The sequence below is a fragment of the Salegentibacter haimaensis genome (assembly GCF_054121495.1).
This window is the reverse complement of sequence record NZ_JBSYGH010000001.1, coordinates 538316-564552: the sequence shown is the minus strand read 5'-3', so window position 1 is coordinate 564552 and position 26237 is coordinate 538316. Positions and strand designations below refer to the sequence as shown.

The 26237-nt window shown below is 41.2% G+C and carries 25 protein-coding genes; 12 read left to right on the top strand and 13 right to left on the bottom strand.

All coding sequences use genetic code 11. The annotated features are described in order from the left end of the window. Nucleotides 1-31: 31 nt before the first annotated feature. Nucleotides 32-3112, bottom strand: coding sequence for a TAT-variant-translocated molybdopterin oxidoreductase (locus ACW6QP_RS02685; protein ID WP_457909289.1), 3081 nt, complete (start codon nucleotides 3110-3112; stop codon nucleotides 32-34). A 51-nt stretch (nucleotides 3113-3163) separates the two neighbouring features. Next, nucleotides 3164-4510 carry a c-type cytochrome gene (locus tag ACW6QP_RS02680; RefSeq protein ID WP_457909288.1) on the bottom strand — a complete coding sequence of 449 codons (1347 nt, stop codon included), beginning with the start codon at nucleotides 4508-4510 and terminating at the stop codon, nucleotides 3164-3166. 223 nt (nucleotides 4511-4733) lie between these two features. On the opposite strand from ACW6QP_RS02680, the gene ACW6QP_RS02675 reads away from it, so the two are divergent. Next, entirely contained in the window at nucleotides 4734-5123 is a 390-nt protein-coding gene (locus ACW6QP_RS02675) for an SPOR domain-containing protein (protein ID WP_457909287.1), read from the top strand. A 180-nt stretch (nucleotides 5124-5303) separates the two neighbouring features. Here ACW6QP_RS02675 and ACW6QP_RS02670 read toward each other — a convergent pair whose 3' ends face one another. The 4 genes from ACW6QP_RS02670 to rimP form a co-directional block, all read right to left on the bottom strand. Beyond that, complete coding sequence (locus ACW6QP_RS02670; protein WP_457909286.1) at nucleotides 5304-6836, bottom strand: IS1182 family transposase; 1533 nt, start codon at nucleotides 6834-6836, stop codon at nucleotides 5304-5306. 87 nt (nucleotides 6837-6923) lie between these two features. Continuing rightward, nucleotides 6924-9683 (bottom strand): translation initiation factor IF-2, encoded by a 2760-nt coding sequence (gene infB, locus ACW6QP_RS02665; protein WP_457909285.1) that lies wholly within the window; start codon nucleotides 9681-9683, stop codon nucleotides 6924-6926. A 57-nt stretch (nucleotides 9684-9740) separates the two neighbouring features. Beyond that, nucleotides 9741-10973: a transcription termination factor NusA gene (gene nusA, locus ACW6QP_RS02660; protein ID WP_457909284.1), complete on the bottom strand. Its 1233-nt coding sequence runs from the start codon at nucleotides 10971-10973 to the stop codon at nucleotides 9741-9743. 12 nt (nucleotides 10974-10985) lie between these two features. Beyond that, on the bottom strand, nucleotides 10986-11447 hold the full coding sequence (gene rimP, locus ACW6QP_RS02655) for a ribosome assembly cofactor RimP (protein ID WP_457909283.1): 462 nt from the start codon (nucleotides 11445-11447) through the stop codon (nucleotides 10986-10988). Between the two features lie 313 nt (nucleotides 11448-11760). On the opposite strand from rimP, the gene ACW6QP_RS02650 reads away from it, so the two are divergent. After that, a complete protein-coding gene (locus ACW6QP_RS02650) occupies nucleotides 11761-12591 on the top strand; it encodes a universal stress protein (RefSeq protein ID WP_457909282.1) in 831 nt (276 codons plus the stop codon). Here the strand turns inward: ACW6QP_RS02650 and ACW6QP_RS02645 are convergent. Beyond that, nucleotides 12588-14102, bottom strand: coding sequence for a hypothetical protein (locus ACW6QP_RS02645; protein ID WP_457909281.1), 1515 nt, complete (start codon nucleotides 14100-14102; stop codon nucleotides 12588-12590). The two genes, ACW6QP_RS02650 and ACW6QP_RS02645, sit on opposite strands and share 4 nt — an antisense overlap. 183 nt (nucleotides 14103-14285) lie before the next feature. Between ACW6QP_RS02645 and ACW6QP_RS02640 the strand changes: the two genes are divergently transcribed. The 8 genes from ACW6QP_RS02640 (at nucleotide 14286) to ACW6QP_RS02605 (ending at nucleotide 19053) form a co-directional block, all read left to right on the top strand. After that, nucleotides 14286-14507 (top strand): hypothetical protein, encoded by a 222-nt coding sequence (locus ACW6QP_RS02640; protein WP_457909280.1) that lies wholly within the window; start codon nucleotides 14286-14288, stop codon nucleotides 14505-14507. A 107-nt stretch (nucleotides 14508-14614) separates the two neighbouring features. Beyond that, the gene (locus ACW6QP_RS02635) at nucleotides 14615-15244 is read left to right on the top strand and encodes a metallophosphoesterase family protein (RefSeq protein ID WP_457909279.1); all 630 of its coding nucleotides are present in this window, start codon (nucleotides 14615-14617) and stop codon (nucleotides 15242-15244) included. A gap of 207 nt (nucleotides 15245-15451) precedes the next feature. Further along, nucleotides 15452-15784, top strand: a complete 333-nt coding sequence (locus ACW6QP_RS02630; protein ID WP_457909278.1) for a hypothetical protein — start codon at nucleotides 15452-15454, stop codon at nucleotides 15782-15784. 154 nt (nucleotides 15785-15938) lie between these two features. Then, entirely contained in the window at nucleotides 15939-16196 is a 258-nt protein-coding gene (locus ACW6QP_RS02625; protein WP_457909277.1) for a DUF3098 domain-containing protein, read from the top strand. Nucleotides 16197-16202: 6 nt separating this feature from the next. Next, on the top strand, nucleotides 16203-16997 hold the full coding sequence (locus ACW6QP_RS02620) for an undecaprenyl-diphosphate phosphatase (RefSeq protein WP_457909276.1): 795 nt from the start codon (nucleotides 16203-16205) through the stop codon (nucleotides 16995-16997). 18 nt (nucleotides 16998-17015) lie between these two features. Continuing rightward, complete coding sequence (truB, locus tag ACW6QP_RS02615; RefSeq protein WP_457909275.1) at nucleotides 17016-17726, top strand: tRNA pseudouridine(55) synthase TruB; 711 nt, start codon at nucleotides 17016-17018, stop codon at nucleotides 17724-17726. Between the two features lie 44 nt (nucleotides 17727-17770). Continuing rightward, nucleotides 17771-18484 carry a TonB family protein gene (locus tag ACW6QP_RS02610; RefSeq protein WP_457909274.1) on the top strand — a complete coding sequence of 238 codons (714 nt, stop codon included), beginning with the start codon at nucleotides 17771-17773 and terminating at the stop codon, nucleotides 18482-18484. After that, nucleotides 18484-19053, top strand: a complete 570-nt coding sequence (locus ACW6QP_RS02605) for a DNA-3-methyladenine glycosylase I (protein WP_457909273.1) — start codon at nucleotides 18484-18486, stop codon at nucleotides 19051-19053. The genes ACW6QP_RS02610 and ACW6QP_RS02605 overlap by 1 nt, the downstream gene beginning before the upstream one ends. Nucleotides 19054-19057: 4 nt before the next feature. On the opposite strand, the gene aat is transcribed toward ACW6QP_RS02605, so the two are convergent. The 3 genes from aat to ACW6QP_RS02590 all read right to left on the bottom strand — a co-directional run bounded on the left by aat (nucleotide 19058) and on the right by ACW6QP_RS02590 (nucleotide 21021). Then, entirely contained in the window at nucleotides 19058-19696 is a 639-nt protein-coding gene (aat, locus tag ACW6QP_RS02600; RefSeq protein WP_457909272.1) for a leucyl/phenylalanyl-tRNA--protein transferase, read from the bottom strand. 74 nt (nucleotides 19697-19770) lie between these two features. Continuing rightward, nucleotides 19771-20142 carry a DUF3127 domain-containing protein gene (locus ACW6QP_RS02595; RefSeq protein WP_457909271.1) on the bottom strand — a complete coding sequence of 124 codons (372 nt, stop codon included), beginning with the start codon at nucleotides 20140-20142 and terminating at the stop codon, nucleotides 19771-19773. Between the two features lie 6 nt (nucleotides 20143-20148). Continuing rightward, on the bottom strand, nucleotides 20149-21021 hold the full coding sequence (locus ACW6QP_RS02590) for a flavin reductase family protein (protein ID WP_457909270.1): 873 nt from the start codon (nucleotides 21019-21021) through the stop codon (nucleotides 20149-20151). Between the two features lie 113 nt (nucleotides 21022-21134). Between ACW6QP_RS02590 and ACW6QP_RS02585 the strand changes: the two genes are divergently transcribed. Beyond that, nucleotides 21135-22289 carry a sensor histidine kinase gene (locus tag ACW6QP_RS02585; protein ID WP_457909269.1) on the top strand — a complete coding sequence of 385 codons (1155 nt, stop codon included), beginning with the start codon at nucleotides 21135-21137 and terminating at the stop codon, nucleotides 22287-22289. Here ACW6QP_RS02585 and ACW6QP_RS02580 read toward each other — a convergent pair. Together ACW6QP_RS02580 and greA are read right to left on the bottom strand one after the other, a co-directional pair. Beyond that, nucleotides 22286-22675: an HIT family protein gene (locus tag ACW6QP_RS02580; protein WP_457909268.1), complete on the bottom strand. Its 390-nt coding sequence runs from the start codon at nucleotides 22673-22675 to the stop codon at nucleotides 22286-22288. The genes ACW6QP_RS02585 and ACW6QP_RS02580 overlap by 4 nt on opposite strands. A gap of 101 nt (nucleotides 22676-22776) precedes the next feature. Further along, nucleotides 22777-23253 (bottom strand): transcription elongation factor GreA, encoded by a 477-nt coding sequence (gene greA / locus ACW6QP_RS02575; RefSeq protein WP_457909267.1) that lies wholly within the window; start codon nucleotides 23251-23253, stop codon nucleotides 22777-22779. 117 nt (nucleotides 23254-23370) lie between these two features. On the opposite strand from greA, the gene ACW6QP_RS02570 reads away from it, so the two are divergent. Then, complete coding sequence (locus ACW6QP_RS02570; protein WP_457909266.1) at nucleotides 23371-23802, top strand: hypothetical protein; 432 nt, start codon at nucleotides 23371-23373, stop codon at nucleotides 23800-23802. Between the two features lie 39 nt (nucleotides 23803-23841). Here the strand turns inward: ACW6QP_RS02570 and ACW6QP_RS02565 are convergent, their stop codons facing one another. Next, a complete protein-coding gene (locus ACW6QP_RS02565) occupies nucleotides 23842-26223 on the bottom strand; it encodes a TonB-dependent receptor (RefSeq protein ID WP_457909265.1) in 2382 nt (793 codons plus the stop codon). Nucleotides 26224-26237 lie beyond the last annotated feature (14 nt).

The window sequence follows — 26237 nt, the reverse complement described above, 5'->3', positions numbered from 1 at the left end:
TTATAAATTGATTCTTTATTAGTTGATTTTATTAAGCTTCGGTAGTATTTCTCACCTTGGTTTGGTACATCACGTTAGGCTTGGTTCCAACATATTCCAATAGGTGATACATACGTTTATCTTCTTTTTTCTTAACTATTTCAGCATCCTTGTCGTTGATATCCCCAAAGGTCATAGCACCTTTATCACAGGCTGCAGAACAGGCCGTCTGGAATTCACCGTCTTTGATCTCACGACCTTCACGCTTGGCATCCAGAATAGTCTTTTGTGTTTTCTGAATACACATAGAACATTTCTCCATAACCCCTCGTGATCTCACGGTCACATCAGGATTTACAACCATACGCCCAAGGTCATTGTTCATATTGAAATCGAACTCATCGTTTTTCGCGTAGTTAAACCAGTTGAAACGACGCACTTTATAAGGACAGTTGTTCGCACAGTAACGGGTACCCACACAACGGTTATAGATCATTTGGTTTTGACCCTGTCTTCCGTGAGAAGTTGCAGCAACAGGACACACGGTCTCACAAGGAGCGTGATTACAGTGCTGGCACATTACCGGCTGGAATACCACCTGCGGATTATCGGCAGGTTGCTCTAACTCTCCAAATTCAGAAAGCGAACTTCCAAGTCCTGAAATATTTTCCTTCTTGTCAAGGTCTTCGATAAAGCTATCTTCTGAAGAGTAATAGCGGTCAATTCTAAGCCAATGCATATCACGGGATCTTCTCATCTCGCTTTTACCAACCACAGGTACATTGTTTTCGGCGTGACAGGCGATCACACAAGCCCCACAACCGGTACAGGCGTTAAGATCTATCGAAAGGTTGAAATGATGACCTACGCTTCTGTCAAAACTCTCCCACATATCAACTTCAGGAGAAGTTACAGGCTTTTCAACGTGATCCAGTGATACCTGTGGAACTGCATTCCATACGGCGGCATCTTTGGTATTGAAAATCTCAAGAGTAGTTTCTTTGATGATATCTCCACGACCCATTAGGGTATTATGAAGCTGTACACAGGCAAATTCGTGCATTCCTGCAGCTTTTTCAATGCTTACACTCTGCACACTGCTTAAATCTTTATATAGAGGATAGGCATTAACTCCTACCTGCATTTCAGATTGAATTCCTTCTTTTTTACCATATCCCAATGCCAAACCTACCGATCCTTTAGCCTGACCCGGCTGAATAATCACAGGTACATTTTTAACTTCAGCATCACCAACCTTAAGGTTTACATAGCTTCCGTTAAGAGCACCATTAGAAACGTTTTTGTTGATGATATCCAAAGCTTCTGCATCGGCTTTAGAAATGGTAAGGTAGTTATCCCAGGATGCACGGGTAATTGGATCGGGCATTTCCTGTAACCAGGGGTTATTAGCCTGCTGCCCGTCCCCCATTGCGGTTTTGGTATACAAGGTAAGCTCCAAACCTCCGTTCTCTTCCAGAGAAGCTAATTTTCTGGCTGAAGAAGCAGCGTTAAAAGAGGCCGCCGCACCAGCTTCAGAAGCAGAAGCTGAAACAGGTGAGGTACCCTGGAATACTCCATCATGAAGTGCCTCGTTCCAGGTCTTATCTCCAAGACTTCCTGCCCAGGTTTCTTTTATATAATCTACGTAAGATAGATCATTATCGGTCCAACGCAACAAACACTCCTGGAACTGACGGGTGTCAAATAAAGGATTAATGGTTGGCTGCATAAGACTGAAGTCATTTTCAGAATACTGAATATCACCCCAACTTTCCAGGTAATGAGGAGTAGCAGCTACATATTTACAAAGTACTGCTGTCTCATCTGGCTTCATACTAAAAGACAATGAAACATCTACATTTTGTAAAGCTTCCTTAAACTCGTTGGCATTAGGCAAGCTATAAGCCGGGTTCACTCCCGCCATAAGCAAGGCTCCAATATTGCCATTTTGCATTTCTTCAACCAAACGGGCTACGGCAGCTGCATCTCCCTGACGAATCATTCTTGGGTTTGCAGTGTTCATCACCTGGCTGCCAAGAGTTTCATTGATAGCCAACACCAATGACTGCGCATCGGTATCTGGTAAACCTGAAACCACTACAGCCGAACTTCCGGCTCTTCTTAATTGGCTGGCAGCTTTAACTACTGCATCGTCGATTGCATCTGGTAAATTGCTGGTAGATGAACCACCACCAAGATAGCCATATAGTGCTGCCAATACAGCTTTTTGCTGTGAAGGCTTAACGGGTACACGCTTATCGGCGTTAGCTCCGGTAAGACTCATATTTGCTTCAAACTGAATATGACGGGACATTTTACCATTTTCTGGCACTCGTCCTTTGGCGTAAGCCGCATCATAGCCACCTCCCTGCCAGTCACCAAGGAAATCGGCACCTACAGAAACAATGGTTTCAGCTTTTGAAAAGTCATAATTAGGTAACGCGCGTTTTCCAAATTTAGCCTGGAAGGCGTTTAAAGCAGCATCTTCAGAAACCGCATCATAAACAACGTGGCGAACATTACCGTATTTTGAAGAGAATTCTTCAATTAATTTAGTGGTAGAAGGACTCGCGAAAGTTTGAGTTAACAAAACAATCTCTCCTGAAACATTTTCTAAAGCCGAGCCCACTTCAGAGTCGAACTCTTCCCAGGATACGTTTCTCCCCTCTATCATTGGGCGTTTTACACGCCTGCTATCATAAAGCGAAAGTACCGAAGCATGAACACGTGCGTTTGCCCCGCTCTTGCTTTCAGATAATTCATTTTTTTCGATTTTAATAGGCCTTCCTTCACGGGTCTTTACCAGTACGCTGGCAAAATCAAAACCATCGGCAATAGTAGAAGCGTAGTAATTAGCTACACCGGGCACTATGCGTTCTGGTTGCACCACATAAGGAATAGATTTAATCACCGGCCCTTCACAGGCAGCCAGAGAAGCTGCTGCAGTACTAAATCCAACATATTTAAGGAAATCCCTTCTTGAGGTCTTAGAACTTTCAAGAGAATCTTTATTCCCAAGAAAATCTTCGACCGGAATCTCTTCAGCAAATTCTTTTTGTTGGAGCGTCTCAACAACCGAGCTGTTTTCATTTAGCTCTTCAACACTTTTCCAGTATTTCTTGTTTGATGACATATATCTAGATATTACTTTCTTAATTAGCACCCGTTTTCACAGGCATTTATTTTAGTAGTGACACTTGGCACATTCAAGGCCACCCATTTGGGCAACGGTTAATTCCTCTACCCCATATTTTTTTGACAATTCTTCGTGAATTTTCTCGTAATACTCATTCCCGGCCATTTTAACATTGGTCTCGCGGTGACAGTTCACACACCAACCCATTGTTAAAGGAGCATCCTGATACACAATTTCCATTTCTTCGATAGGACCGTGACATTTTTGACATTCTACCCCTCCTACAGTTACGTGCTGCGAGTGATTGAAATAAGCGAAATCTGGCAGGTTATGAATACGAACCCACTTCACCGGCTTGGTTTCTCCTGTATAGGCCTGCGACCCAGGATCCCAACCTACAGCATCATAAAGCTTGGCGATCTCCTTATCGTAAAATTCTTTTGAATACTCATCGGTAGCAGTTTCAGGAGCTACTTCTGAAATAGTTTTATGACAGTTCATACAAACATTCAAAGAAGGAATACCAGCCTGCTTCGAAGTTCTTGCAGAAGAGTGACAATATTTACAGTCTATTTGATTATCTCCGGCGTGAATTTTATGAGAATAATGTATTGGCTGAATTGGCTGATAGCCCTGGTCTACACCCACCTGCATTAAAAAGCCGTAAGCGAAGTAAGCCACCGCAAGCAAAACAAAGACTGAAGAAACCAATACTAAAAATTGATTTTCAACAAAAGCTTTCCAGATTGGCTTTCTTTTTGGCTTTTCAGGAATTACAACCCCGGTAGCTTCAGCAAAGTTTCTAAGCGTTTTGTTCACCAGGAACAAAACAACCAGCAACATCACCAGAACAAACACCAAAATTCCCAAGACAACATCGGTAGAGACTCCGCCTCCACCAGATCCGCTTCCTGCGTCACCGGCTCCACCACCTGCCGCCTGAGGCTCTGGTTTTGGAGTTTCCACGTAAGCAAGAATATCATCGATATCTGAATTAGATAATTGAGGAAAGGCTGGCATCGCCGTTTTATTATACTCTTCAAAAATCGCAACTGCCTCAGGATCTCCCGCCGAAATCATCGCCGATGAATTTTTTATCCAGCTATACAGCCATTCCATATCTCTCTTTTGAGTAATGCCGTTTAAGGCCGGCCCAATAGATTCTGAATATGGCTTATGACAGGCAGCACATTGAGAATTAAACAATGCTTTTCCGTTCGCTGCATCCCCGAGACCCGAAGGATCTGCGGTCTCTTCGGCTGGTTGCTCTTCGGCAGTTTCAGCCTCCTGAGCGCCCTCTTCCTGGGCAACACCAAAAACTGTAAACGAAAGAAAAAATGCTACACTTAAGAGTAGTAATCGCGAAGTTGAATGGCGGTATTTCACCTTTTTCATATTACAAGTTGAATTAACGTCTTAACTTTGGTACGATTTTTTAAGGGGTTTAACGCCTTTAAAATATATATTTCGCACCTCTAAATTCGGTCACAAAAGTAATACTTAAGTTCGATTTTAGGAATGTTACATAAGTGTTAATGGGTAATTTATATCAGTTCTAAATAATAAAATTGAAGCCCTGTTAGTTATTAAATTATACTTTTGTCTTAAATCAATAATCATGAGAAAATTAAGAAGAAAAACCTTGATATTTTGTGCTTTGGGATTAAGCTTATCTTCATATAGTGTTGCCGCACAGGAAACCGAAAGAAGTTTGACTGAAGACGAAAAAATAGAACAACTGCTCGAAATTAAGACCCAAATGGGAAAAACGGGCGAAATAGGAGATAGATTCAAAATTCAGCTATTTAATGGCGATAATGGGCAGGCCAGTGAGGTGATTAAAAATTACCGAAGCAAATTCGAATGGCCTTCAGATATCGTTTATGAAGCCCCTAACTATAAGGTGTGGATTGGCAACTTCAGGAATCGCCTGGAAGCCGAACGAGCCCTGGTAAGCATCAAAAATGAATTCCCATCTGCCTTTATCCCAAAACCCAGAAGAAGATAAACCTTCAGAAATTTTTATGCTATACTGAGCTAAGTATTTAAAATTCAGAAATAAAAAGAGGCCGTCTAAAAAGCTATTTTTTTAGACGGTCTTTTTTTATTCGTGCTTTAGGCAGTTTTTACAATGTTATTGTTTTCGTTATTCGTTATGGGTTAAAAGTTAATAGGATGTTCCTACTCACTATACTAGAGTGAACTTTTTGAGGTTATGTGCCATCGCTATTAGTCCTATTTCTGTAGTGACTTTATCCATCCCTCGTAACATAAATCGCTTGAAGCCCATATTTTGTTTGATATTTCCAAAGATAGCCTCTATATCCCAACATCGACGCTTGCGATGGGCTATACCAGCTTCGCTTAGGAGTAGGGTTTTAGCTTTTTGTTTGAGACGAATCAGGTTGTGGTTGCGCTCTATGATTCTGTTTCCTTTTGATTTATGGCAGCTACCCCGCAAGGGACATCCCTGGCAGTTTTGAGCCTGGTAGCGATCAACCTTTTGAATAAAACCGTTTTTGGTTTTTGATTTATAGGATTTTATTTTCTGCATCGCCTGACCCATAGGGCAGTAATACGTATCGGTTTCTTCATTATAGAATAAATTATCAGGTTGAAAGGGATTTTCCTGATGTTTTTTATCGCGTTGTTCTTTATGGAAGTAGTTATATTTAACAAAGGCGGTCACTCCTTTTTGTTCTAAATCGCTGTAATTTTCTTCGCTGCCATAACCGGCATCGGCAGTGAGGGTTTCAGGGGTTTGGTTAAAAGAATCGATATGATCCTGCAAATGATTTTTTAGCGTAGTGGTATCAGCCGTGGTTTGAGCTAAGGTGTAATTGGTGATGAATTGATTATTGGAAGAGGCTTGAAGGTTATACCCGGGCTTTAATTGTCCGTTTTGCATATAATCATCCTTCATCCGCATAAAGGTAGCATCAGGATCTGTTTTACTATAGCTGTTGCGCTTGCCTAGAATGGCTTCCTGCTCCTGGTATTTCTTTAGGTTTGCCGGCCAGTTCTTTTTAGCGTAGTTAAGCTTTTGCTTTACTTTTTGATCGATCTTTTTATCCTTTAATGCATCGTTAATAGCATCGATGGTTTTGGCAACTTCAGCAGGATCGATAGCATCAAAATCTGGAGTGTTGGGAAGCATTTGCTCCTGGTCATAAACCTTTTCTACATACGACCAGAGTTCACGGAGCTGTTTCTTGATACGCTCCTTACTGTTCTTAATAGATTTTCCCCATACAAAAGTAAAACGGTTAGCATTGGCCTCTATCTTGGTGCCATCTACAAAGAGTTCTTTTAAAGATAAAACACCCTGATCTGCTAACAAAAGAACTACCTGGTTAAAAATGTTTTTAAACTTCCCTTTTAAGCGTTTGCCTCTAAAATCATTAATGGTGTTATGGTCTGGTTTACATTGCCCGCTGAGCCACATAAAATGAATGTTCTCCTGCAAGGCCTGTTCTATTTTACGGGAGGAGTACATATTACGCAGGTAGGCATAGATTATAACCTTGAGCAACATCCGCGGATGGTAACTGGAAGTACCGCCACCTTTGTAGCTTCGCTCCAAGGCTGAAATGTCGATTTGATCAATAATCGTATTGACGATTCTAACGGGATGATGGGCAGGAACCAAATCATCATAACTGGGAGGTAAAAGACTTAACTGGGATTGGTCGTAGGTCTTAAATACAACTTTAGCTTTCATACCATGAAAATAATACTATCCTGAATTATTTCCAATAAAAAAGAGACTGCCTTTTCAGACAGCCTCTTTTTATTGGTATATTGATAATTATTTCAGTGTTTTCTTTACCTCGACCTCACGGAAGGCTTCTACTACGTCCCCTTCTTTAATATCGTTGTAATTCTTGATCTGAAGTCCACAATCATATCCTTTAGAAACTTCTTTCACATCGTCTTTAAATCGCTTAAGCGACGTCAGTTCCCCGGTATAAATTACCACTCCATCACGAATTAATCGAATACCGGCATTTCGGTAAATTTTTCCTGAAGTAACCATACAACCTGCAATGGTTCCAATTTTTGAAATCTTGAAGGTTTCTCTGATCTCGGCCGTACCGGTAATCTCTTCCTTAAGTTCAGGAGAGAGCATACCTTCCATCGCATCTTTAAGATCGTTAATCGCATCATAGATGATCGAATACATTCTGATATCGATTTCTTCCTTATCGGCAACCGCACGGGCATTTCCGGCAGGTCTCACGTTAAATCCAATGATAATCGCATCTGAAGCTGAAGCCAGCAACACATCACTTTCGGTAATGGCTCCTACTCCTTTATGAATAATATTCACCTGAATCTCTTCTGTAGACAATTTCAGGAAACTATCGGTTAAGGCTTCAACCGAACCATCCACATCACCTTTCAGGATTATGTTTAGTTCTTTAAATTCACCTAAAGCGATACGACGTCCAATTTCATCAAGAGTAATGTGACGTTGAGTTCTAACCGACTGCTCACGTTGTAACTGAGTACGTTTAGCGGCTATATCTTTAGCCTCACGCTCATCGAGCATCACTTTGAATTTATCACCAGCCTGTGGCGCACCATCAAGACCAAGAATGGACACCGGGGTAGCCGGTCCTGCCTCTTTTATCTCTTTTCCACGCTCATCGTGCATCGCCTTAACTTTTCCGCTATGGCGACCGGCCAATACATAATCTCCAATTTTTAAAGTTCCCGCCTGTACCAGGATAGTAGCTATATAACCTCTACCTTTATCAAGGAAGGCCTCTACCACCGTACCATTGGCAACTTTGTTAGGGTTGGCTTTTAATTCGAGAATTTCTGCTTCCAGCAATACTTTTTCAAGCAATTCTTCGACGCCTGTTCCGGCCTTAGCGGATATATCATGAGATTGAACTTTACCACCCCAATCCTCTACCAGGAGGTTCATCGCGGCAAGTTTCTCTTTAATTTTCTCAGGATTTGCAGTTGGTAAATCTACTTTATTGATCGCAAAAACTATTGGCACACCGGCAGCCTGTGCGTGAGAGATAGCCTCTTTTGTTTGAGGCATCACATCATCATCGGCCGCTACCACAATAATGGCAATATCGGTTACCTGAGCACCACGCGCACGCATAGCGGTAAAGGCTTCGTGACCGGGAGTATCAAGGAAAGTTATTTTTTGACCATTTTTAAGCTTCACGCTGTAAGCCCCAATGTGCTGAGTAATACCACCGCTTTCACCGGCAATCACATTCTCTTTTCGAATATAATCCAGCAAGGAAGTTTTACCGTGATCTACGTGACCCATTACAGTTACAATAGGAGCACGATCTTCAAGATCTTCAGGGTTCTCTTCAACAACTTCGGTAGTTTCCTCTACATCGGCAGTTACGAATTCAACTTCATATCCAAATTCTTCAGCTACGATAGAAAGAGTTTCGGCATCGAGACGCTGATTCATAGTCACCATCATCCCCAAAGACATACAGGCAGAAATCACCTGGGTTACAGGAACGTTCATCATTGTAGCCACTTCACTTACGGTAACGAACTCGGTTACCTTAAGCACCTTGCTCTCTGCGGCCTGCATTGCCTCCTCTTCGGTACGCTGGCGGTGTTGATCCCTCTTATCTCTACGATATTTAGCACCTTTACCTTTACCAGATTTCCCCTGAAGTTTTTCAAGAGTTTCACGCACCTGCTTTTGTACTTCTTCCTCGCTAGGCTCTTCCTTGGCGATTGGCCTTGCGCGTTTACGCCCACCTGCAGCAGCTCCACCTTTACGGGCCGCCTGTCCTGGCGCTCCTGGCTTCACATCCTTGCTTATACGGCGGCGACGTTTTTTACGCTTATCTTTCTTATCGTCGGCAGCTTTTTTGTCGTCTTTCTTTTTTTCAGGTTTTTTAAACTGACTAAGATCAATTTTTTCTCCTGTAAAATTAGGACCTTCAAGACGGGTATACTTGGTTTTAATGGTGTTCCCGTCGCCATCTTCAGCTTTTTCTTCTGGCTTAACCTCTTCCTTAGCCTGGGCAGGGGCCGGTTGGCTGGGTTCAGCTTTTTTCCCTGAAGTCTCTTCTTCTTTGGGAGCTTCTTTTTTAGTTTCAGGGGTCTCTTTAGAGGCAGCAGGCTTTTCGGCTTCTTTTGCCGGCTCTTCTTTTGGAGCTTCAGGCTGTGGCTTTTCCTTTTCGGGTTCCGGTTTTTTATCCAGATCTATCATCCCTACTTTTTTAGGTCCTGCCAACTTCGCGCGGGAGGAAACTACTTCCTCTTCCTGTTGCTTTGCTTTTTCTTTAGCCTCATCGGCCAGTCTTTTCTCCTCCAGCTCCTTTTCGCGGGCAATTCTAAGCTGCTCTTTTTCTTTTCGCTTCTCCTCGCCTACTTCTTTGGATTCAACCTTTTTAGACTTATCGGTCTGAAATTCATCGGAAAGCACCTGATAAATTTCAGAGGAAATTTTTGTGGTAGGACGCGCTTCTATCTCGTGACCTTTGGAGTTAAGAAACTCCACTGCCCTGTCTAGCGAAATATTGAATTCACGTAATACCTTGTTTAATCGCATTGTTTTTGCTTCTGCCATAAATAGCCCTCTAAATTAACCTCTTGTTTATTCTTGTAATTAAGTTATTCAGTTTTTTTATTCTTCAAACTCGGCTCTTAACACCCTTATCACTTCGCGAATGGTTTCTTCTTCAAGATCGGTTCGGCGTACCAAATCATCCAAATCCTGTTCCAAAATACTTTTCGCAGTATCCAGACCAATTTTGGAAAATTCCTTGATCACCCAATCTTCGATCTCATCAGAAAACTCACTCAACTCCACATCTTCTTCAACTCCTTCACGGTAAACATCTATTTCATAACCGGTTAACTGACCCGCTAATCTAATATTATGTCCTCCACGACCAATGGCTTTAGAAACCTCCTCGGGCTTTAATTGCACCTCGGCGGTTTTATTTTCTTCATCCAGTTTTATAGAAGTAATCTTCGCCGGGCTTAATGCACGGGTAATAAATAATTGATCGTTGTTGGTATAGTTGATCACATCTATGTTTTCGTTGCCCAATTCACGAACAATACTGTGTATTCTCGATCCTTTCATCCCCACACAGGCTCCTACCGGGTCTATTCTATCGTCGTAAGAATCTACTGCTACCTTGGCTTTTTCACCGGGAACGCGAACCACTTTTTTGATAGTGATTAAACCGTCAAAAACTTCAGGAATTTCCTGCTCGAATAATTTTTCAAGGAAAACAGGTGCAGTTCGGGAAAGAATAATAGTAGGCTTGTTACCTTTAAGCTCTACACTTTCTATCACCCCTCTTACATTTTCTCCTTTTCTGAAGAAATCTGAAGGTATTTGCCTGTCTTTTGGCAATATAATCTCATTTCCTTCATCGTCTATAAGTATGATCGCTCTGTGACGAATATGGTGCACTTCAGCCGTATAAATTTCGCCTTCAAGATCTTTAAAATGCTTATATATATTGGTGTTATCGTGCTCGTGTATCTTGGAAATAAGATTTTGACGCAGTGCCAGAATCGCTCTTCGACCAAGGTCTATAAGCTTAACTTCTTCAGAAACATCTTCACCCACTTCAAAATCGGGCTCAATTCTTCTGGCTTCGGTTAATGAGATTTCCTTGTTAGGGTCTTCTACCTCACCATCGGCCACTACCACCCGGTTTCTCCAAATTTCAAGATCCCCTTTATCGGGGTTAACAATTATATCGAAGTTGTCGTCTTCTCCATATTTCTTTTTCAAGGCATTTCTGAATACTTCCTCCAGGATGGCCATAAGAGTCACCCTATCTATCAGCTTATCATCTTTAAATTCTGAAAATGACTCGATCAAAGCGATATTTTCCATATCAATTTGTGATTAAAATGTTATCATAACTTTTGCTTCCACAATTGCCGCATAAGGAATCACGGCTTCTTTTTCTACAGTATGTTTTCCTTTACCCACCGGCTTAGGCTCACGCGCCTTCCAGTTAAGCTTTATTTCCTCTTCACCGGCTTCAACAAGATTGGCCTCAATGGTTTCCTCCTGAGTTTTCACCTGTAATTTTCTTCCTAAATTCTTTCTGAATTGTCTCGGAAATTTCAAGGGAGCAGCTACTCCGGCCGAGGTAACTTCAAGTGAAAAATCTTCTTCCTCGCGATCCAGATTGTGCTCAATTTTACGGCTTACCGCAATACAGTCATTTACCGAAACGCCCTGATCGCCGTCTATCACTACTTTTATGTGATTATCGCGACTAATTTCCAGGTCTATTAAAAATAAATAATTATTTTCTTCAAAAGCTTCTTCCAGCAATTTTTCTACTCTCTCCTGCAACATAGCTTATAAAAAGAGGGGACTTTCGTCCCCTCGCTGTACTTTTTTTAGTTTCAACGATGCAAATATAATAATAATATCCAAGAAAGAAAACCAGACTTCAAGGCAATTTCTATCCTCCCTTTTTCTAAGCCTATTATTTTGAAAGACTTAAATCACAAAGTGCCTTAGCCTACTAAAAAACCTTCGGCCTGGATCAAATTCACAAAATTAAAACCTGATCTATATCAGATCTGCAAGGAATTTCTTTAAATATTTAATTTTCCCAGAGCTTTTTTTGTAATTTTAATAAACTAATCAACTCTCTGCTTTACTTATGAAACGAATTCTGGTACCCACCGATTTTTCTGACCAGGCTGAAAATGCTCTGAAAGTTGCGGCCCAACTGGCCAAAAAATTTGATGCCGAGATTTTTCTCCTGCATATGTTGGAATTGCCCCTTCAACTTATCGACCCGGTGCAGGGTAGCGGAAGCCATAATTTACCTGAATCTATTTTCTTTATGAAACTGGCTCACCAAAGATTCGCCAAACTTCTGGCCAGACCCTTTCTAAAAGAGGTGAAGGTTCATGAGACCGTTTTATTCCATCAGGCTTTTGAAGGAATTATTGAAGTAAGTGAAGACAAAAAGTGCGATATTATCGTAATGGGTTCTCACGGGGCAAGCGGATTTAAAGAAATGTTTATTGGAAGCAACACCGAGAAGGTAGTACGTCTTTCAAAAATTCCCGTTCTGGTTATTAAAAAAGAAATTTCTCAGTTTAATATTGAAAATTTTGTATTCGCCACAGATGCCGACCTGGCCAACAAACACACTTTAAAAGCTGCCTATGAATTTGCTGAAAAACTTCAGGCAAAACTTCATCTCCTGTTTATAAACACCCCCAATAACTTTATCACAACCCAGGAAGCCTATGAGCGCCTGGAAGATTTTAGCAGCGGCACCGGGGTAACCAATTTTAAAAGCCACGTCTATAACGACATAAGTGTAGAAAAAGGAATTCTGAATTTTGCCCGCGATCTCGATGCAGGTTTAATTGGAATAAGCACTCACGGCCGTAAAGGTTTGGCCCACTTTTTTAATGGCAGCATTAGCGAAGATCTCGTGAACCACGCCCAAAGACCTGTAGTCACTTTTCGAATCTAAATAAAATTCTTTAAGGCTCCTTCACGAATGCATAACCAGAAATAATTCCAGAACGATTTGGTTTTATCTCTGGTTACTCTAATATTATCACGAGCGGCATCGCCAGTCTCGGCGTCATTATTTAAAATTAAATTGGCAAGGGCAGAGAGTACTTTATTTTTCCTGCTTCCGTCACTTCGCAGCACTTCTACTTTAAAGTCTTTATATACCAGTTTCATCTCCCCTTCGGCTTCGTTTCGATTTCCGCTAAAATCGAACTCCATAGAATCTATATTTCCTTTTGCCTCAACATTCATAGCCGTTTTCATAAACCTGTTCATCTGCTCATAGCCTACAGTCCCCATATTCCCGGAGATATTAAAGTAATCGGCTGTATTGCGAACATCAAAGCTCCAGTTAACTTTTAAAGGAGCCTGGCCCATAAAGCGGGTTTGCACATCTATCCTGGTTTGGGGAAAATCTTCAGTATCCATCCCAATATTGGTGAAATTATAAACACTTGCAGCCAATTGCGTAAATTCAATTTCACCGGGATCCCGGTCTTCATGCATACGCTCTTCATATAAGATCGACGTGTTTCTTAGGCGAATAGTATCGAATTTCACTTTTACCGGCAATTCCCTAATCATTTGCGAGTACATCGGCTTTTGCCTGGTATCATCTGGCTGCAATTTATCCCTGTAAACCTTTAGATTAGCGCTGAAAATTTCGGTTAGTGGATTTTTCAGAATCAAACTATCATTCTCCACCTGCCAATTCAATTGCTTAATTTGAATGGAATCTATATCGGCATAAAAATGGTCTTTTTCGTAAGGTATTTGCTTTTGGAATTCAGCCCTGCTGAAGAAAGATCTTAATTGCAATCGGGTTAAATTTCCAGAGCCATTATTTAGTTGAACTGGCCCAACATTTAGATAATGCTCTTTATTCAATCTAATAAACAGGGAGTCACCCTTATATTGATAGGAATTATAAGTAAAGGGAATCGTGCCCTGCAGGCTTTTGGAATTCAGTTTCCAATCCTGCACTTCCAGGCTGGAAAACTCGAGATATAATTGGTTTTTGGCGGTGTCGGTTTCCTTGAATTGAAGATTTCCATTATTGACGAATATTTTTTTAACAAGGATGTTCTCATCAAATTCTTTCTGCGGGTCTTTTTCTTCTTCATCGGGTGTTTCGGCAAAGACCTTGAATTTTGGATTATCCAAATGCAGTTCTCCTATAACTATATCTCCTTCCTGAAAATAGGTCCAGACATCGATATTATTAAGTTTCAGTTTTTTGGCCTCAAAACTTTTTCCTTTAAAAATATACTCCGCTTTTTCAAGAGAAGCGCTTCTATCCCAGACACTTACCGAAAGTTCATCGTAAGTGAAATGATTTTCTTCGAGTGCCGATTCCAATTCGGCCTGAAGTTTGTTTTCCAGAAAAATACTCAGAAGGTATCCTGCGATAGCGATTATTAGAATTATGATAAGGAGTGTGAGTGGAAGTTTGGTAGATTTTTTCAAGCGAGTTAATTTTTTTTAGTGTCAATTTACAAATCTTCAGGACTCCCAAAGGGGGTTTAAGAGTATTTAACTTAAAAAATTAACCCCCACATTTCCACATCGTTAAATTTTAGTCAAACTAAAATAAAGGCGAATTGCAGGTGGTATTTGGTTGTATATTTGGACCATAGAAACAATAAAAATATGTTATTCAAATTCAGCATAAAAGCATTATTCATAGCAGTGGAAATTTTCCTTGCTATCTACAGCTTCGTGATTAGCGATAGCTTGTGGATCAAATTCAGCTTCTTCGCAGTTACCGCTTTAATTGTTGCATTTGGAATCACAAAAATCATAAACAAACTGCTTCCTTTAGATAAGGATTATATTTCTACTGAACAGGAGGAAGAAGATATGGCAGTTTAATTTGAAAATTTACAGTAATCCTGAAATTGAAGATGGTGTAAGCGAAAGATTGCTGTAAAGAAAATCCGGTGAAAAAATTTCATCGGATTTTTTTTAGCTTTAATTCTATGAAACTTATTTGCGTTGCCGATACCCACAATCAACATCAAGCCCTTCAATTACCTTATGGAGATGTTTTGATACATGCAGGAGATTTTTCAGATCATGGCAATGAAAAAGAAACCAGGGATTTTATAAATTGGCTGGCAGCCCAACCACACCCCTATAAAATTTTCATAGGCGGCAATCACGATTTTTACCTGGAAAATCCTGTTTCAGATAATCTTTTAAGTAAGCTCCCCAAAAATGTTTTTTATTTAAAAGACAGTGGTATTACTATTAATGGTTTCGAATTTTGGGGTTCGCCTTATACCCCAGTGAGGGCACGATGGGCATTTAGCCGTGAAAGAGGTCCCGATATAAGAAAGCACTGGGAAAAAATTCCTGAGAGCACCCAGGTTTTAATCACCCATAGCCCCGCTTATGGAATTTTAGACAACCTGTATATAGACGGCAGGCACGTAGGCTGTGAAGAACTCGCCACGCAACTCAAAAGAATTCAACCAAAAATTCACGTTTTTGGTCATATTCACGAAGCTCACGGCAGCAGCACTAAAAATGGCATTACCCACATCAACGCTTGTTACCTGGATCATCGCTATAGAATTATGAATAAGCCAATTCAAATTCAGCTTTAATCTTATTCTGCTGAAAATTAGGGGTTTTCCCTGTGTAGTTGTAGGAATATCTCTACAAGCTTTGGCATAAGGCTTAACATAAAGCTAAAAAAGATCGATGAGGCGTTAAATATTTACTAATCAAAAGTTTATTAGCCTTTTTTTAACAGGAAATGTATTCTTCTATACTAATTTAGCCCCGTAATACTAACGCAAATAACCATTCTAATGAACAACATTACGCCTACCGAGATGATAATAGATGAAGTAAAGAATCTTATTTCCTATAGTATTTCGAACCTGAATCAGGACGCTTCAAATTATCAAACCCTACATAGAGCAATTATCAAAAAATATTTTGAAGCTATAAATGTAGTGATCAATTATGACGAACAAACTGTAGATATGCAGATTCCCGTTGGAAAAAGACAGTACACCAGCATCACTTTCGAATGTCAGGAACTGGAAAGATTTTTAAAGGCCTGCCTAAAGAAAGATGAAAAAAGCACTTACTTCTACCAAAATCTTTTAAGCCATTACAATATCACCCACGCAGCCTAATACTGAAAAAGAAAGATTACAATTGAAAAACTACGGTCCCTACGCCGTGGTTTTTCTTTTTTAAGGATAATTGCAATTAATAACCTAAGCGCAGCTGTGTTCCTACTAAATTATTTATTTTTGAAACCCACAGGAAAATTTCAAATTGCAGGAAATGAGTAAGAACAAAACTTCACCTAAATCCCAGGCCCAGAACTTTATATTCGGCCGTAGGAATTATCTCTTTATGTTTATTGGCTTAGCGGTGATTGCCCTGGGTTTCATCTTAATGGCCGGCGGCGGTAATGAAGATCCTAATATATTTGATCCTGCTGTATACAACTTTCAGCGTATCAGGCTGGCTCCTACTCTTGTTTTAATTGGTTTTGGCATTCAGGTATATGCTATTTTGCTAAATCCCCACAAAAAATAAATCTCTGTGAACGAAATTGATGCTGCAATCCTTGGAGTAGTTCAGGGACTAACAGAATTTCTCCCTGTTTCCTCCAGCGGTCACCTGGAACTTGGAAAAGCTATTTTGGGAGACACAAGCTTACCTAAAGAGTCTTTAATGTTTACAGTGGTTTTGCATTTTGCCACAGCATTAAGTACCATTTTGGTTTTTAGAAAAGATGTTTGGGAAATCTTAAGCGGACTTTTCCAATTTAAATGGAATGAAGAAACCCATTTTTCCTTAAAAATCATCATCTCGATGATTCCGGCGGCCTTAATAGGCTTTTTCTTTGAACAGGAAATGGAAATACTCTTCTCCGGAAATATTATTCTGGTAGGTTTTATGCTAATACTCACGGCCCTCCTATTATATCTTGCCGACAAAGCTAAACATACCGAAAAGAAAGTAAGCAAATTAAAGGCTTTCATCATTGGAGTCTCACAGGCCATTGCCCTACTACCGGGAGTTTCCCGAAGCGGTGCCACCATTGCTACTTCAGTACTTTTGGGAGTGGATAAAAGCCGGGCAGCGCGATTTTCTTTTTTAATGGTAGTCCCTCTTATATTAGGAAAAATAGCTAAAGATCTCCTGGATGGTAACCTGAGCGAAAGCACTGGAGAAATCCTGCCCTTAATAATAGGATTCATTACCGCATTTATTTCAGGAATTATTGCCTGCACCTGGATGATCAAACTGGTGCGCAAGAGCAAACTTTCCTACTTTTCTATATACTGTTTTATAGTAGGGGTGACGGCTATTTTTGTAGGATATTATAATTAAATTTTCTTCTGAAGAATTATGAGCAAAGAGCAACTTAATGCCGAAGATTTTAAGCTGGGCCAGATTTTGCTTATCGACAAACCCCTGGAATGGACCTCTTTTCAGGTGGTTAATAAGTTGCGATGGCTTATAAGAAAGAGCTTTGGAATTAAAAAAATCAAGGTGGGTCACGCCGGAACCCTGGATCCCCTTGCCAGTGGCCTTCTAATTATTTGTACCGGAAAATTCACAAAGAAGATTGAACTTCTGCAGGGTCAGGAAAAGGAATATACCGGGATCATTAAATTTGGGAATACCACTCCAAGTTTTGATCTGGAAACCCAACCCGACCAGCATTTTGAAACCTCACATATCACAGCTGAAGATTTACATGAAGCTACCAAAGATTTTATTGGAGAAATCGACCAATACCCGCCAGTATTTTCAGCAATAAAAAAAGATGGGAAACGGCTTTATGAATATGCCAGGCAAAATGAAGAAGTAGAAGTAAAACCCAGGAAGGTAAGTATTTCGAAATTCGAAATTGATACTGATGATTTTCCGGAAGTCAAATTTAGGGTGGTTTGCAGCAAGGGCACTTATATTCGAAGCCTGGCACACGATTTTGGAAAAGCCCTAAACAGCGGCGCCCACCTGGCAGCTCTTCGCCGAACCCGCATTGGAGATTATAAAGTTGAATCGGCACTGAGCATAGAGGAATTTGAAAATTCATTACCTTCACGAGACTAAGGGACTGATTTTTGCCGTTTTGGTACTACAGTTCAAGGCTCAATATGGATTTTTTCGATAAACATAAGGCTCTAATTCTCACCGTACTCGTATGCTCGGTTGTGGTACTGGCACTATATAATTTTTCATTATCCAAAAAACAGCAATACACTTCAGAAATGCTGGTAAGTCTCGAAGAAATAAAAGATGAGCCGCAAGAGGAAGAGGAACCCGAAGAAGAAGCCAAAGAGATCGAGCGTTCCAATCCAAGTCAAACTCACCGGGCTTTTAATGAAGAGGAAGAAGCAAGGGAAGAAAATTTTAACCGCAGGTTAAATGACATTTTCGATCGCAATTCGGCACAACAGGAAGAGACCTCAGAGAATGAATCTGAAAACGCTTCCGGCAGTTACCAGATGAATAGCAATTCTACCTATTCCCGGAGGAAACAATCACACGGAAACAATACTTCCGAAGCAATTTCAGAGAAAACGGGCGGGATTCGCAATTCCAATATTTCGTTTGTCTTGAAGGGCCGCAATGCCATTCATATTCCCAATCCCATCTACACCTGTGACCGGGCGGGAAAAGTTGTGGTGAATATTCAGGTTGACGCCAATGGCAGAGTGACCTCAGCAAGCATTAACAAGAGTAGTTCGAGCACCAATAATGAATGTATTTTTCAGAATGCTTTAGATTATGCACGCGGTGCCGTTTTTACTGAACTCGCCGGGAGAAACGAACAACCCGGCACTATAACTTATCACTTTCAGCCATAATGGAAAAAAATCGATGCCACTGGTGCAAAGGCGATGACTTGTATGAAGCCTACCACGACGAGGAATGGGGAGAACCGGTGTATGACGACGCCACCATATTTGAGTTTTTAATCCTCGAGACTTTCCAGGCCGGACTTAGCTGGATCACAATTCTGCGGAAGAGGGAAAATTTCAGGAAAGCCTTCGACGATTTCGATTATGAAAAGATCGCTGCCTATACAGATGCTAAGTTAGAAGAGCTGATGCAGGATTCCGGGATTATTCGCAACCGGCTAAAAATTAAGGCTACGCGAAGCAACGCACAGGCCTTTATAGAAATCCAGAAAGAATTTGGAAGTTTCAGCGATTATATTTGGAGTTTTGTTGACGGAAAGCCCATTCAAAATCATTTAAAAGACTCCCGAAATGCCCCGGCCAACAGCCCAATTAGCGACAGTCTAAGCAAAAATCTCAAAAAACGCGGATTCAAATTTGTGGGTTCTACCGTGATGTACGCCCATATGCAAGCCACGGGAATGGTAAATGATCATCAGGTTGATTGTTTTAGATACAGAGAATTGACACCTTAAAAATTCAATCCAAAAACTTTAAAAAATTCTCTCTTGAAATTTCTTTTGCCCCAAGGCTTTCAAGGTGTGGGGTATAAATTTGGCAGTCTACCAGCTTAAGCCCTTTGTTTTTATAAAATTCTATCATCTTTATAAATGCGAGTTTGGAAGCATTATTTCGGCGGGTAAACATACTTTCCCCGCAAAACACCTTATTATCGGCTAACCAAATTCCGTATAAACCTGCAATGAGAAGTTCTCCTTCCCAAATCTCTACCGAGCGGGCAACGCCATTTTTGTGCAATTTAAGGTAGGCAGCGATCATCTCTTCGGTTATCCAGGTACCATCCTGTCCCTGCCTGGGGATTTCTGCACAGTTTCTAATCACCTTTTCAAAAGCTTCATCGAAGCTTATGCGATAGGGATGATTTCGCAAAACCTGCTTCATACTTTTTGAAATTTTGAGATCTTCCGGAAAAAGCACCATTCGGGGATCTGGGCTCCACCACAAAACGGGTTGATCTTCGCTATACCAGGGGAAAATTCCGCGGGAATAGGCATCGAGGAGACGCCTCTCACTTAATTCCCCACCAATGGCCAGCAAGCCATCTTCATTAGCCAAATGTACCGGAGGGAAATTTTCATAAAAATGAGCATCTTTCAAAACCCGTGGATTTCAGTATTAAAAAGTTAAAAATAAAAAACCCGGCGAAGTTGCCGGGTCATTTTTATAGAATTTTAGAACGGTAAATCGTCGTAATCTTCTTCGTTAAGATTATTGGCCGGTTCAAATTGATCTGGCGGAGGAACATCCTGTGATCCCGGCTGAGATGCCTGCAAATTTTCAATTCTCCAACCCTGTACAGAGTTGAAATACTTGGTTTCTCCCTGCGGGCTCACCCACTCTCTTCCGCGAAGATTTATACCCACCTTCACCGGCTGGCCTACCTGGAAATTGTTCAATAAATCGGTTTTATCCTGAACAAATTCGATAAGAATATGCTGCGGATATTGCTCCTCGGTGGTCACCACCATTTCTCTTTTTCTGAACCCATTATTACCAAAGGTTTTGGTGTCGCTAATAAGTTTAATCTTTCCTTGTACTTCCATCTTTTCTTATTTTGCTAATAGTATTTTCCAGGCTTCGAGCGGTTGATCTCTTTCCAGAAATTTTCTGGCCTGGTTATGAATTTCATTAATATTTCCTTCTTTTACAAGGTTGGCAAGTTCGGGATTTTCTTTTAAAAATCCATCGATTTCTTCATTTTGAGGAAGAGCTTCAACATTGCCTAATTTTCCCAGGTCATTTCCTGTAAGGCTGTTACTCCACCTAATTTCTTCAGGAATAGCATCTACCCCAATTCCCAAAGTCGATAATGGTTTTGGCACTTCAAACATCCCCATATTGGCTCGTGTATACCAGTTACCTCCCATTCTGGCGACCTGATCTATCTTATGCTGATCTATAAATCCGCTTTCATCCAGGATTTCTTCTTTGATATGCATTTTTACCACCTCACAAATCACCAGGTTTCCTGCACCACCCTCCTGGCCAAGTTCCACAACCTCCTTAACCTTACATTCAAATTGCACCGGAGATTCTGCTACCCGTGGCGGTTTTACCAAGTCTGAAGGAAGCATAGTTAAACCGGCTTTTTCAAATTCGTTAACGCCCTCGGCATATTCGGTGCTGGAAAGTGACATTTGTTGCACAATATCATAATTCACGATATTAATCACCACTTCGGGCACCGCCTTTACATTCGTGTAGGAATGTTTTACGGTATTGTCTCTTCCGCGACGTGCAGGTGAGAATATTAAGGTAGGCGGATTTGATCCAAAAACATTAAAAAAACTGAACGGAGAAAGGTTTACCCTGCCCTGCTCATCTACAGTGCTGGCAAAGGCTATGGGCCTGGGGCCTACTGCTCCAAGCAAATATTGATGAAGTTTTCCCGTACTAATTTCCCGGGGGTCTATACTCAGCATATCTTAAATTTTAGCAAAGGTAACGAAACAGGCAGGGAATGTAAAGTAGGCTTTTACATTATATTCATTCAAAAACTATATCTTTAAATCGAAAAATTCACATCTAAGTTTACATGAATTTTACCGATGAGCGAAGCTTTAACCGTTGGTTTATTGTTGTTGCCTGCCTGGTGGTGATTGGCCTGGTACTGTGGAATACCTCTATATTTTTTCAGCGATTAAAAGAAGATGAGCGGGCAAAAATGAATATCTGGGCCAAGGCCCAGGAAGAACTGCTCACGGCAACCGAAGAGAGTGAACTCGACCTCATCCTGGAAATTTTAAATAATAATACAAGTATTCCCATTATTCACACCAATGCCGAGGGGGAAATCGCCTATACTACCAATATCGACCCGGCGATTCTGGATAAACCTCAAAAGGCCCGGGACCTGCTCGCCCAGATGAAATCTGAAAATGAGCCGCTCACCATCAATTTGGGTGACGGGGAAGAACAACATATTTTCTATGGAAATTCGCCCGCCTTAACCAAACTCAAATATTACCCCATTGGTTTAACCCTCATCGGGTTTTTATTTATAGGAGTGGTTTATTTTTTCTACACTACTACAAAAACCAGTGAACAAAATAAACTCTGGGCCGGGATGGCAAAGGAAACCGCACATCAAATAGGCACGCCCTTGTCCTCACTAATAGGGTGGACCGAAATTTTAAAAACCGAAAATGTCAACCCCGGGTATGTGGCAGAAATGGAAAAAGACATAGACAGGCTACGCACTATAACCGAGCGATTTTCTAAAATCGGGTCCTCTCCCATTCTCGAAAAAACCGATTTGGTAAAAGCTACAAAGGATACATTCGACTACCTTAAAGCTCGCAGCTCAAAACTTGTTGACTTTAATCTAAAAGTTCCAGCAAATTCTATCCCGGTGAAGTTAAATGATCGTTTATTTAGCTGGACTCTCGAGAACCTGGTTAAAAATGCCATTGATGCTATGAGAGGAAAAGGGAGCTTAGAGTTAGAAATAAAGGAGGATCATAAATGGGCTCACGTCTTCGTAAGAGATACCGGTAAAGGTATAGACAAGAGTAAATTTCAACGAATTTTTGAACCCGGGCATACCACTAAAAAAAGAGGCTGGGGCCTTGGTCTTTCACTTGCCAAACGCATTATCGAAGAATATCACCGCGGAAGGATAAAGGTAGAGCATTCAGAAATCAATAAAGGAACCACCTTTAAAATCTCCCTTCGAAAATTGCCCGCTTAAAGGTTAACGTGAATCGATTGCGCCAGTTCTTCGAACTCTTCTTTGGTCATTTCCAGGTTATTGGAAAAATCCATGTCGTTCATCGAATTCAGCGGAATAAGATGTACGTGCACGTGTGGCACTTCCAAACCAACCACTGCCATTCCTACTCTCTTACAGGGAACGGTTTTTTCAAGGGCCAGGGCTACCTTTCGTGAAAAACGCATCAATTCCTGGTACATCTCTTCCTCCAGGTCAAAAATCTTATCTACTTCTTTCTTCGGAATGCATAGGGTATGCCCCTTCGCATTTGGATTCACATCCAGGAAAGCCAAAAATTGGCTGTCTTCGGCAATTTTATACGCCGGAATTTCTCCTTTTACGATTTTGGTGAAAATTGAAGCCATATCTAAAATTGGTTAGTGTCTATAAATATAAAATCCTTTTCTCAAGTCCTAAGTTAATGGAATGGGAAAAGGATTCCTGATTTTGTTAAAGCCCTGCAGGATTATTCCCGCCAAATTTCGAGCACTTCAAAGGTCATAGTGCCGCTGGGCACCTGGATCTCGGCTGTATCGCCAACCTGTTTACCCAATAAACCCTTACCGATAGGAGAATCTACAGAAATTTTCCCCGTTTTAAGATCGGCTTCACTTTGAGCTACCAGTTTATATTTCATTTCGGCACCGGTGGCTTTGTTCTTAATACGAACAAATGAATGCACCAATGCTTTTGAAGTATCCAACTGAGATTCGTCTATAAGCCTGGCACTGGCCACAATTTCTTCCATTTTTGAAATTTTCAGCTCCAGTAAGCCCTGGGCTTCCTTGGCGGCATCATATTCGGCATTTTCACTTAGATCACCCTTATCGCGGGCTTCGGCAATTGCCTGTGAAGCTTTGGGACGCTCTACATCTTTGAGATAATTCAATTCATCTCTTAATTTTTTTAGGCCCTCTTCTGTATAATAAGATACTTTACTCATAACTTCCTACTTTATAAAATACAAAAAATCCCATGTGACACGGGATTTATCCTAACAAATATAATAAATTTAAGATTTGAAAACAATTGTTAAGTACTTTCAATATAAGAGCCTCTAATGAAGAATAAATTCCTGATACTATGCCTTGCATTTCTGGCATTGAGCTGCGAACCCGATGATGATAACCGACAAAGAAATCCTAATTTAGTAGATGTGAATTTCAGGCTTCAGCTTAATCTCGATTTACCTGAATATAATGACCTGCGATATCCCGGAAACAGCTTTGTTACCTATAATTACGGCGTTCGCGGTATTGTGGTTTACAACATTAATAATTCCCAATATTCTGCTTTTGAATTAAGCGATCCTAACCACCCGCCCAATCAATGTTCGGCGATGGCCGTAGAAGGAATTCTTGCCACCTGCCGCTGTGATGATTCTAACTCTTATAATATAATCACGGGAGAACCCAGCGAAGGTGAACTTCGCTACGGAATGAAACCATACCGGGTTGAAAGACGCGGGAATATGATCGAAATCTATAATTAAAAAACAGGCCCCTTCTGAAGTACAGAAAGGCCCGTAATTTTAAAATTTTAAGGTCACCCCTACAAGGAAATTTGTAGTGGCCTGGGGATAATAACCTGCTCCATCTAAAGTTTGTAGGCCCGAAGGTATTTGCTCATTAGGAATATCGAAGGTGTAGTAGTATCCGTTAGAAACATATTCTACTCCAAAGATATTGTTCACCAGGCCTGTCAACAAGACCTCTTTAAAAACGCTGAAGTCTCTCAGGGTATATTGCACATTAAAATCGTTGATGAAATAGGAATCGAGTTTAGAATTTTCAGCTTCGATATTGCTCATATACTGGCTACTTACATATTTTGAAAGCAAACTAATATTCCAATTGGGTGTGGGGAGGTAGGTGAAAATATTTCCGGCAACCACCGATGGAGAATAGGAAATTTCGGTATTTCCGAAGTCTACCAGTTCTCCATCCCAGGTAGAGACAAAATCGATATTTTGATTCCTGCTCCAGGCCAGGTTGGGGCGCACTACAAATTTTTCAGCAAGATTAATGGTGGCATCTATTTCCAAACCTAACCTGTAACTCTTACCGCTATTCTCACGCACAAAGGAACCCACCTCATCGATCCCGCCGGTTAGCACCAGTTGATTGCGATAATCCATAAAATACAGGTTGGTATTCAGTTTAACCCTGGAGGAATTAAAACGCCAGCCCAGTTCATAGTCGTTCAATTCTTCGGGCTCGGGGTTTCCATTTTCGTAATCCCGCCTGCTTGGTTCCCGGTGAGCCCTGGCAAAACTGACATATAGCCTGTTTCGATCATCGAATTTATAGGTTAATCCGGTTTTGGGATTGAAGAAATTCATCTCGTCATCTACCAAAAATTCATTTTGATTAGACAACACCCCTTCGGTTTCATAGGTTACCCGGCGGTATTGTAAATCTATATAAGCTGCCAGTTTTTCATTAATGGCAAAATTGGTTTTTCCGTAGATATTGAAATCATTTTTATAAGCCACGTTTTCATAATAGGGCTCGTATGGTTCATTATTTCGGGCAAAACGAGTGTAGATCACCTCTCCAAAATGATCGCCTATGTAGCGATTCCAGCCCCCACCAAGAGTTACATCCCAGGTATCTTCTTCATAATTCAAACTATAGGTGGTGCCATAAAAATGATTGTCGAGCCACTTGGTTCCCACCAGGTCGCTGTTGGTTACCAGATCACCTTCAGCCATAAAAGGACTTAATCCAAACTCCTCCAGGCTGGCGTCCTGTTCGAATTCTTCGTAATAACCCCTTCCATAGGTGTAATGCAGGGCAAAATTTGAAGACCAGTTATCATCATATTTTTGATTCCAAAGTAACTGGTAGTGGTCCTGTTTATAATTATCGGTTTGATTTTCGTAAAAACGGGTATTCCCCTGCGGATCTACGTACTCCCCGGCCGGGTTATATCTTCTGTTGGTGGCCAGGGTTTCGGCATCTATCCCGTACCAGGCCTGGTAAGTTCTTTCGCTTCCGCCAAAAGTTAGGGCCTTAACCAGGGTATTATCATCTACATACGAAGCCTGTAAAAAATAGGATTTTAAATCGCTGCTTGCACGGTCTATATAGCCATCACTTTTAATCTGGGATGCCCTCCCGGCAAATTCCCAGTTTCCGTTCAGGAGGCCGGTGCTAAATTTAAGGGTATGCTTTCGGGTATTAAATGAGCCTACGCTATTAGCCAACTCGGCTGAAGCTTCTTCCTGATGCCCATCGGTTAAGATATTCAAACTGGCCCCAAAGGCTCCTGCTCCATTGGTAGAGGTTCCCACCCCGCGCTGCAGCTGAAGGCTTTCTACTGATGATGCAAAATCCCCCAGATTCACCCAGAAACTTCCCTGGCTTTCAGCATCGTTATAGGGTATCCCGTTAATAGTAACGTTTACACGTGTGGCGTCGCTACCCCGAACACGAATTCCGGTGTATCCCACTCCGGCCCCGGCATCACTGGTGCTCACCACGTTAGGCATATAATTCATTAAAATTGGAATATCCTGGCCCAGGTTTCGTTGTTCGATCTCCTCGCTGCTCAGGTTGCTGTAGGTAATAGGAGACTCGGCATTTACCCTTACCGAGGAGAGAAACACCTCATCGAGCACTTCGCGGGAGCTTCCCAGGTCTACATTTAAAACCCGGTTTTCGGTTAAGTCTACTTCCCGGCTTACGCGATTTCCGAATACAAAGGTGATTTTGTAGCTGCCTTCTTCAAGTTGCAGGCTATAATTTCCATCGGGACCGGTTTGGGTACCCTGGTTAGAGTTCTCTACGATTATCGAGACCTGCGGCAGGGCCTGGTCGTTTCGGGTCACCTGACCCTCTAAAGTGTAAGTTTGTGAAATTGCCGGAAGACTAAGTAATAACAGACCGGCGAAAAATAATACAGTTTTCATTCGTAATTTTGAGT

Coding starts and splice junctions, on each gene's coding strand:
- ACW6QP_RS02685 (WP_457909289.1), bottom strand. CDS start 3,112: ATGTCATCAAACAAGAAATACTGGAAAAGTGTTGAAGAGCTAAATGAA.
- ACW6QP_RS02680 (WP_457909288.1), bottom strand. CDS start 4,510: ATGAAAAAGGTGAAATACCGCCATTCAACTTCGCGATTACTACTCTTA.
- ACW6QP_RS02675 (WP_457909287.1), top strand. CDS start 4,734: ATGAGAAAATTAAGAAGAAAAACCTTGATATTTTGTGCTTTGGGATTA.
- ACW6QP_RS02670 (WP_457909286.1), bottom strand. CDS start 6,836: ATGAAAGCTAAAGTTGTATTTAAGACCTACGACCAATCCCAGTTAAGT.
- infB (WP_457909285.1), bottom strand. CDS start 9,683: ATGGCAGAAGCAAAAACAATGCGATTAAACAAGGTATTACGTGAATTC.
- nusA (WP_457909284.1), bottom strand. CDS start 10,973: ATGGAAAATATCGCTTTGATCGAGTCATTTTCAGAATTTAAAGATGAT.
- rimP (WP_457909283.1), bottom strand. CDS start 11,447: ATGTTGCAGGAGAGAGTAGAAAAATTGCTGGAAGAAGCTTTTGAAGAA.
- ACW6QP_RS02650 (WP_457909282.1), top strand. CDS start 11,761: ATGAAACGAATTCTGGTACCCACCGATTTTTCTGACCAGGCTGAAAAT.
- ACW6QP_RS02640 (WP_457909280.1), top strand. CDS start 14,286: ATGTTATTCAAATTCAGCATAAAAGCATTATTCATAGCAGTGGAAATT.
- ACW6QP_RS02635 (WP_457909279.1), top strand. CDS start 14,615: ATGAAACTTATTTGCGTTGCCGATACCCACAATCAACATCAAGCCCTT.
- ACW6QP_RS02630 (WP_457909278.1), top strand. CDS start 15,452: ATGAACAACATTACGCCTACCGAGATGATAATAGATGAAGTAAAGAAT.
- ACW6QP_RS02625 (WP_457909277.1), top strand. CDS start 15,939: ATGAGTAAGAACAAAACTTCACCTAAATCCCAGGCCCAGAACTTTATA.
- truB (WP_457909275.1), top strand. CDS start 17,016: ATGAGCAAAGAGCAACTTAATGCCGAAGATTTTAAGCTGGGCCAGATT.
- ACW6QP_RS02610 (WP_457909274.1), top strand. CDS start 17,771: ATGGATTTTTTCGATAAACATAAGGCTCTAATTCTCACCGTACTCGTA.
- ACW6QP_RS02605 (WP_457909273.1), top strand. CDS start 18,484: ATGGAAAAAAATCGATGCCACTGGTGCAAAGGCGATGACTTGTATGAA.
- ACW6QP_RS02595 (WP_457909271.1), bottom strand. CDS start 20,142: ATGGAAGTACAAGGAAAGATTAAACTTATTAGCGACACCAAAACCTTT.
- ACW6QP_RS02590 (WP_457909270.1), bottom strand. CDS start 21,021: ATGCTGAGTATAGACCCCCGGGAAATTAGTACGGGAAAACTTCATCAA.
- ACW6QP_RS02585 (WP_457909269.1), top strand. CDS start 21,135: ATGAATTTTACCGATGAGCGAAGCTTTAACCGTTGGTTTATTGTTGTT.
- ACW6QP_RS02580 (WP_457909268.1), bottom strand. CDS start 22,675: ATGGCTTCAATTTTCACCAAAATCGTAAAAGGAGAAATTCCGGCGTAT.
- greA (WP_457909267.1), bottom strand. CDS start 23,253: ATGAGTAAAGTATCTTATTATACAGAAGAGGGCCTAAAAAAATTAAGA.
- ACW6QP_RS02570 (WP_457909266.1), top strand. CDS start 23,371: ATGAAGAATAAATTCCTGATACTATGCCTTGCATTTCTGGCATTGAGC.
- ACW6QP_RS02565 (WP_457909265.1), bottom strand. CDS start 26,223: ATGAAAACTGTATTATTTTTCGCCGGTCTGTTATTACTTAGTCTTCCG.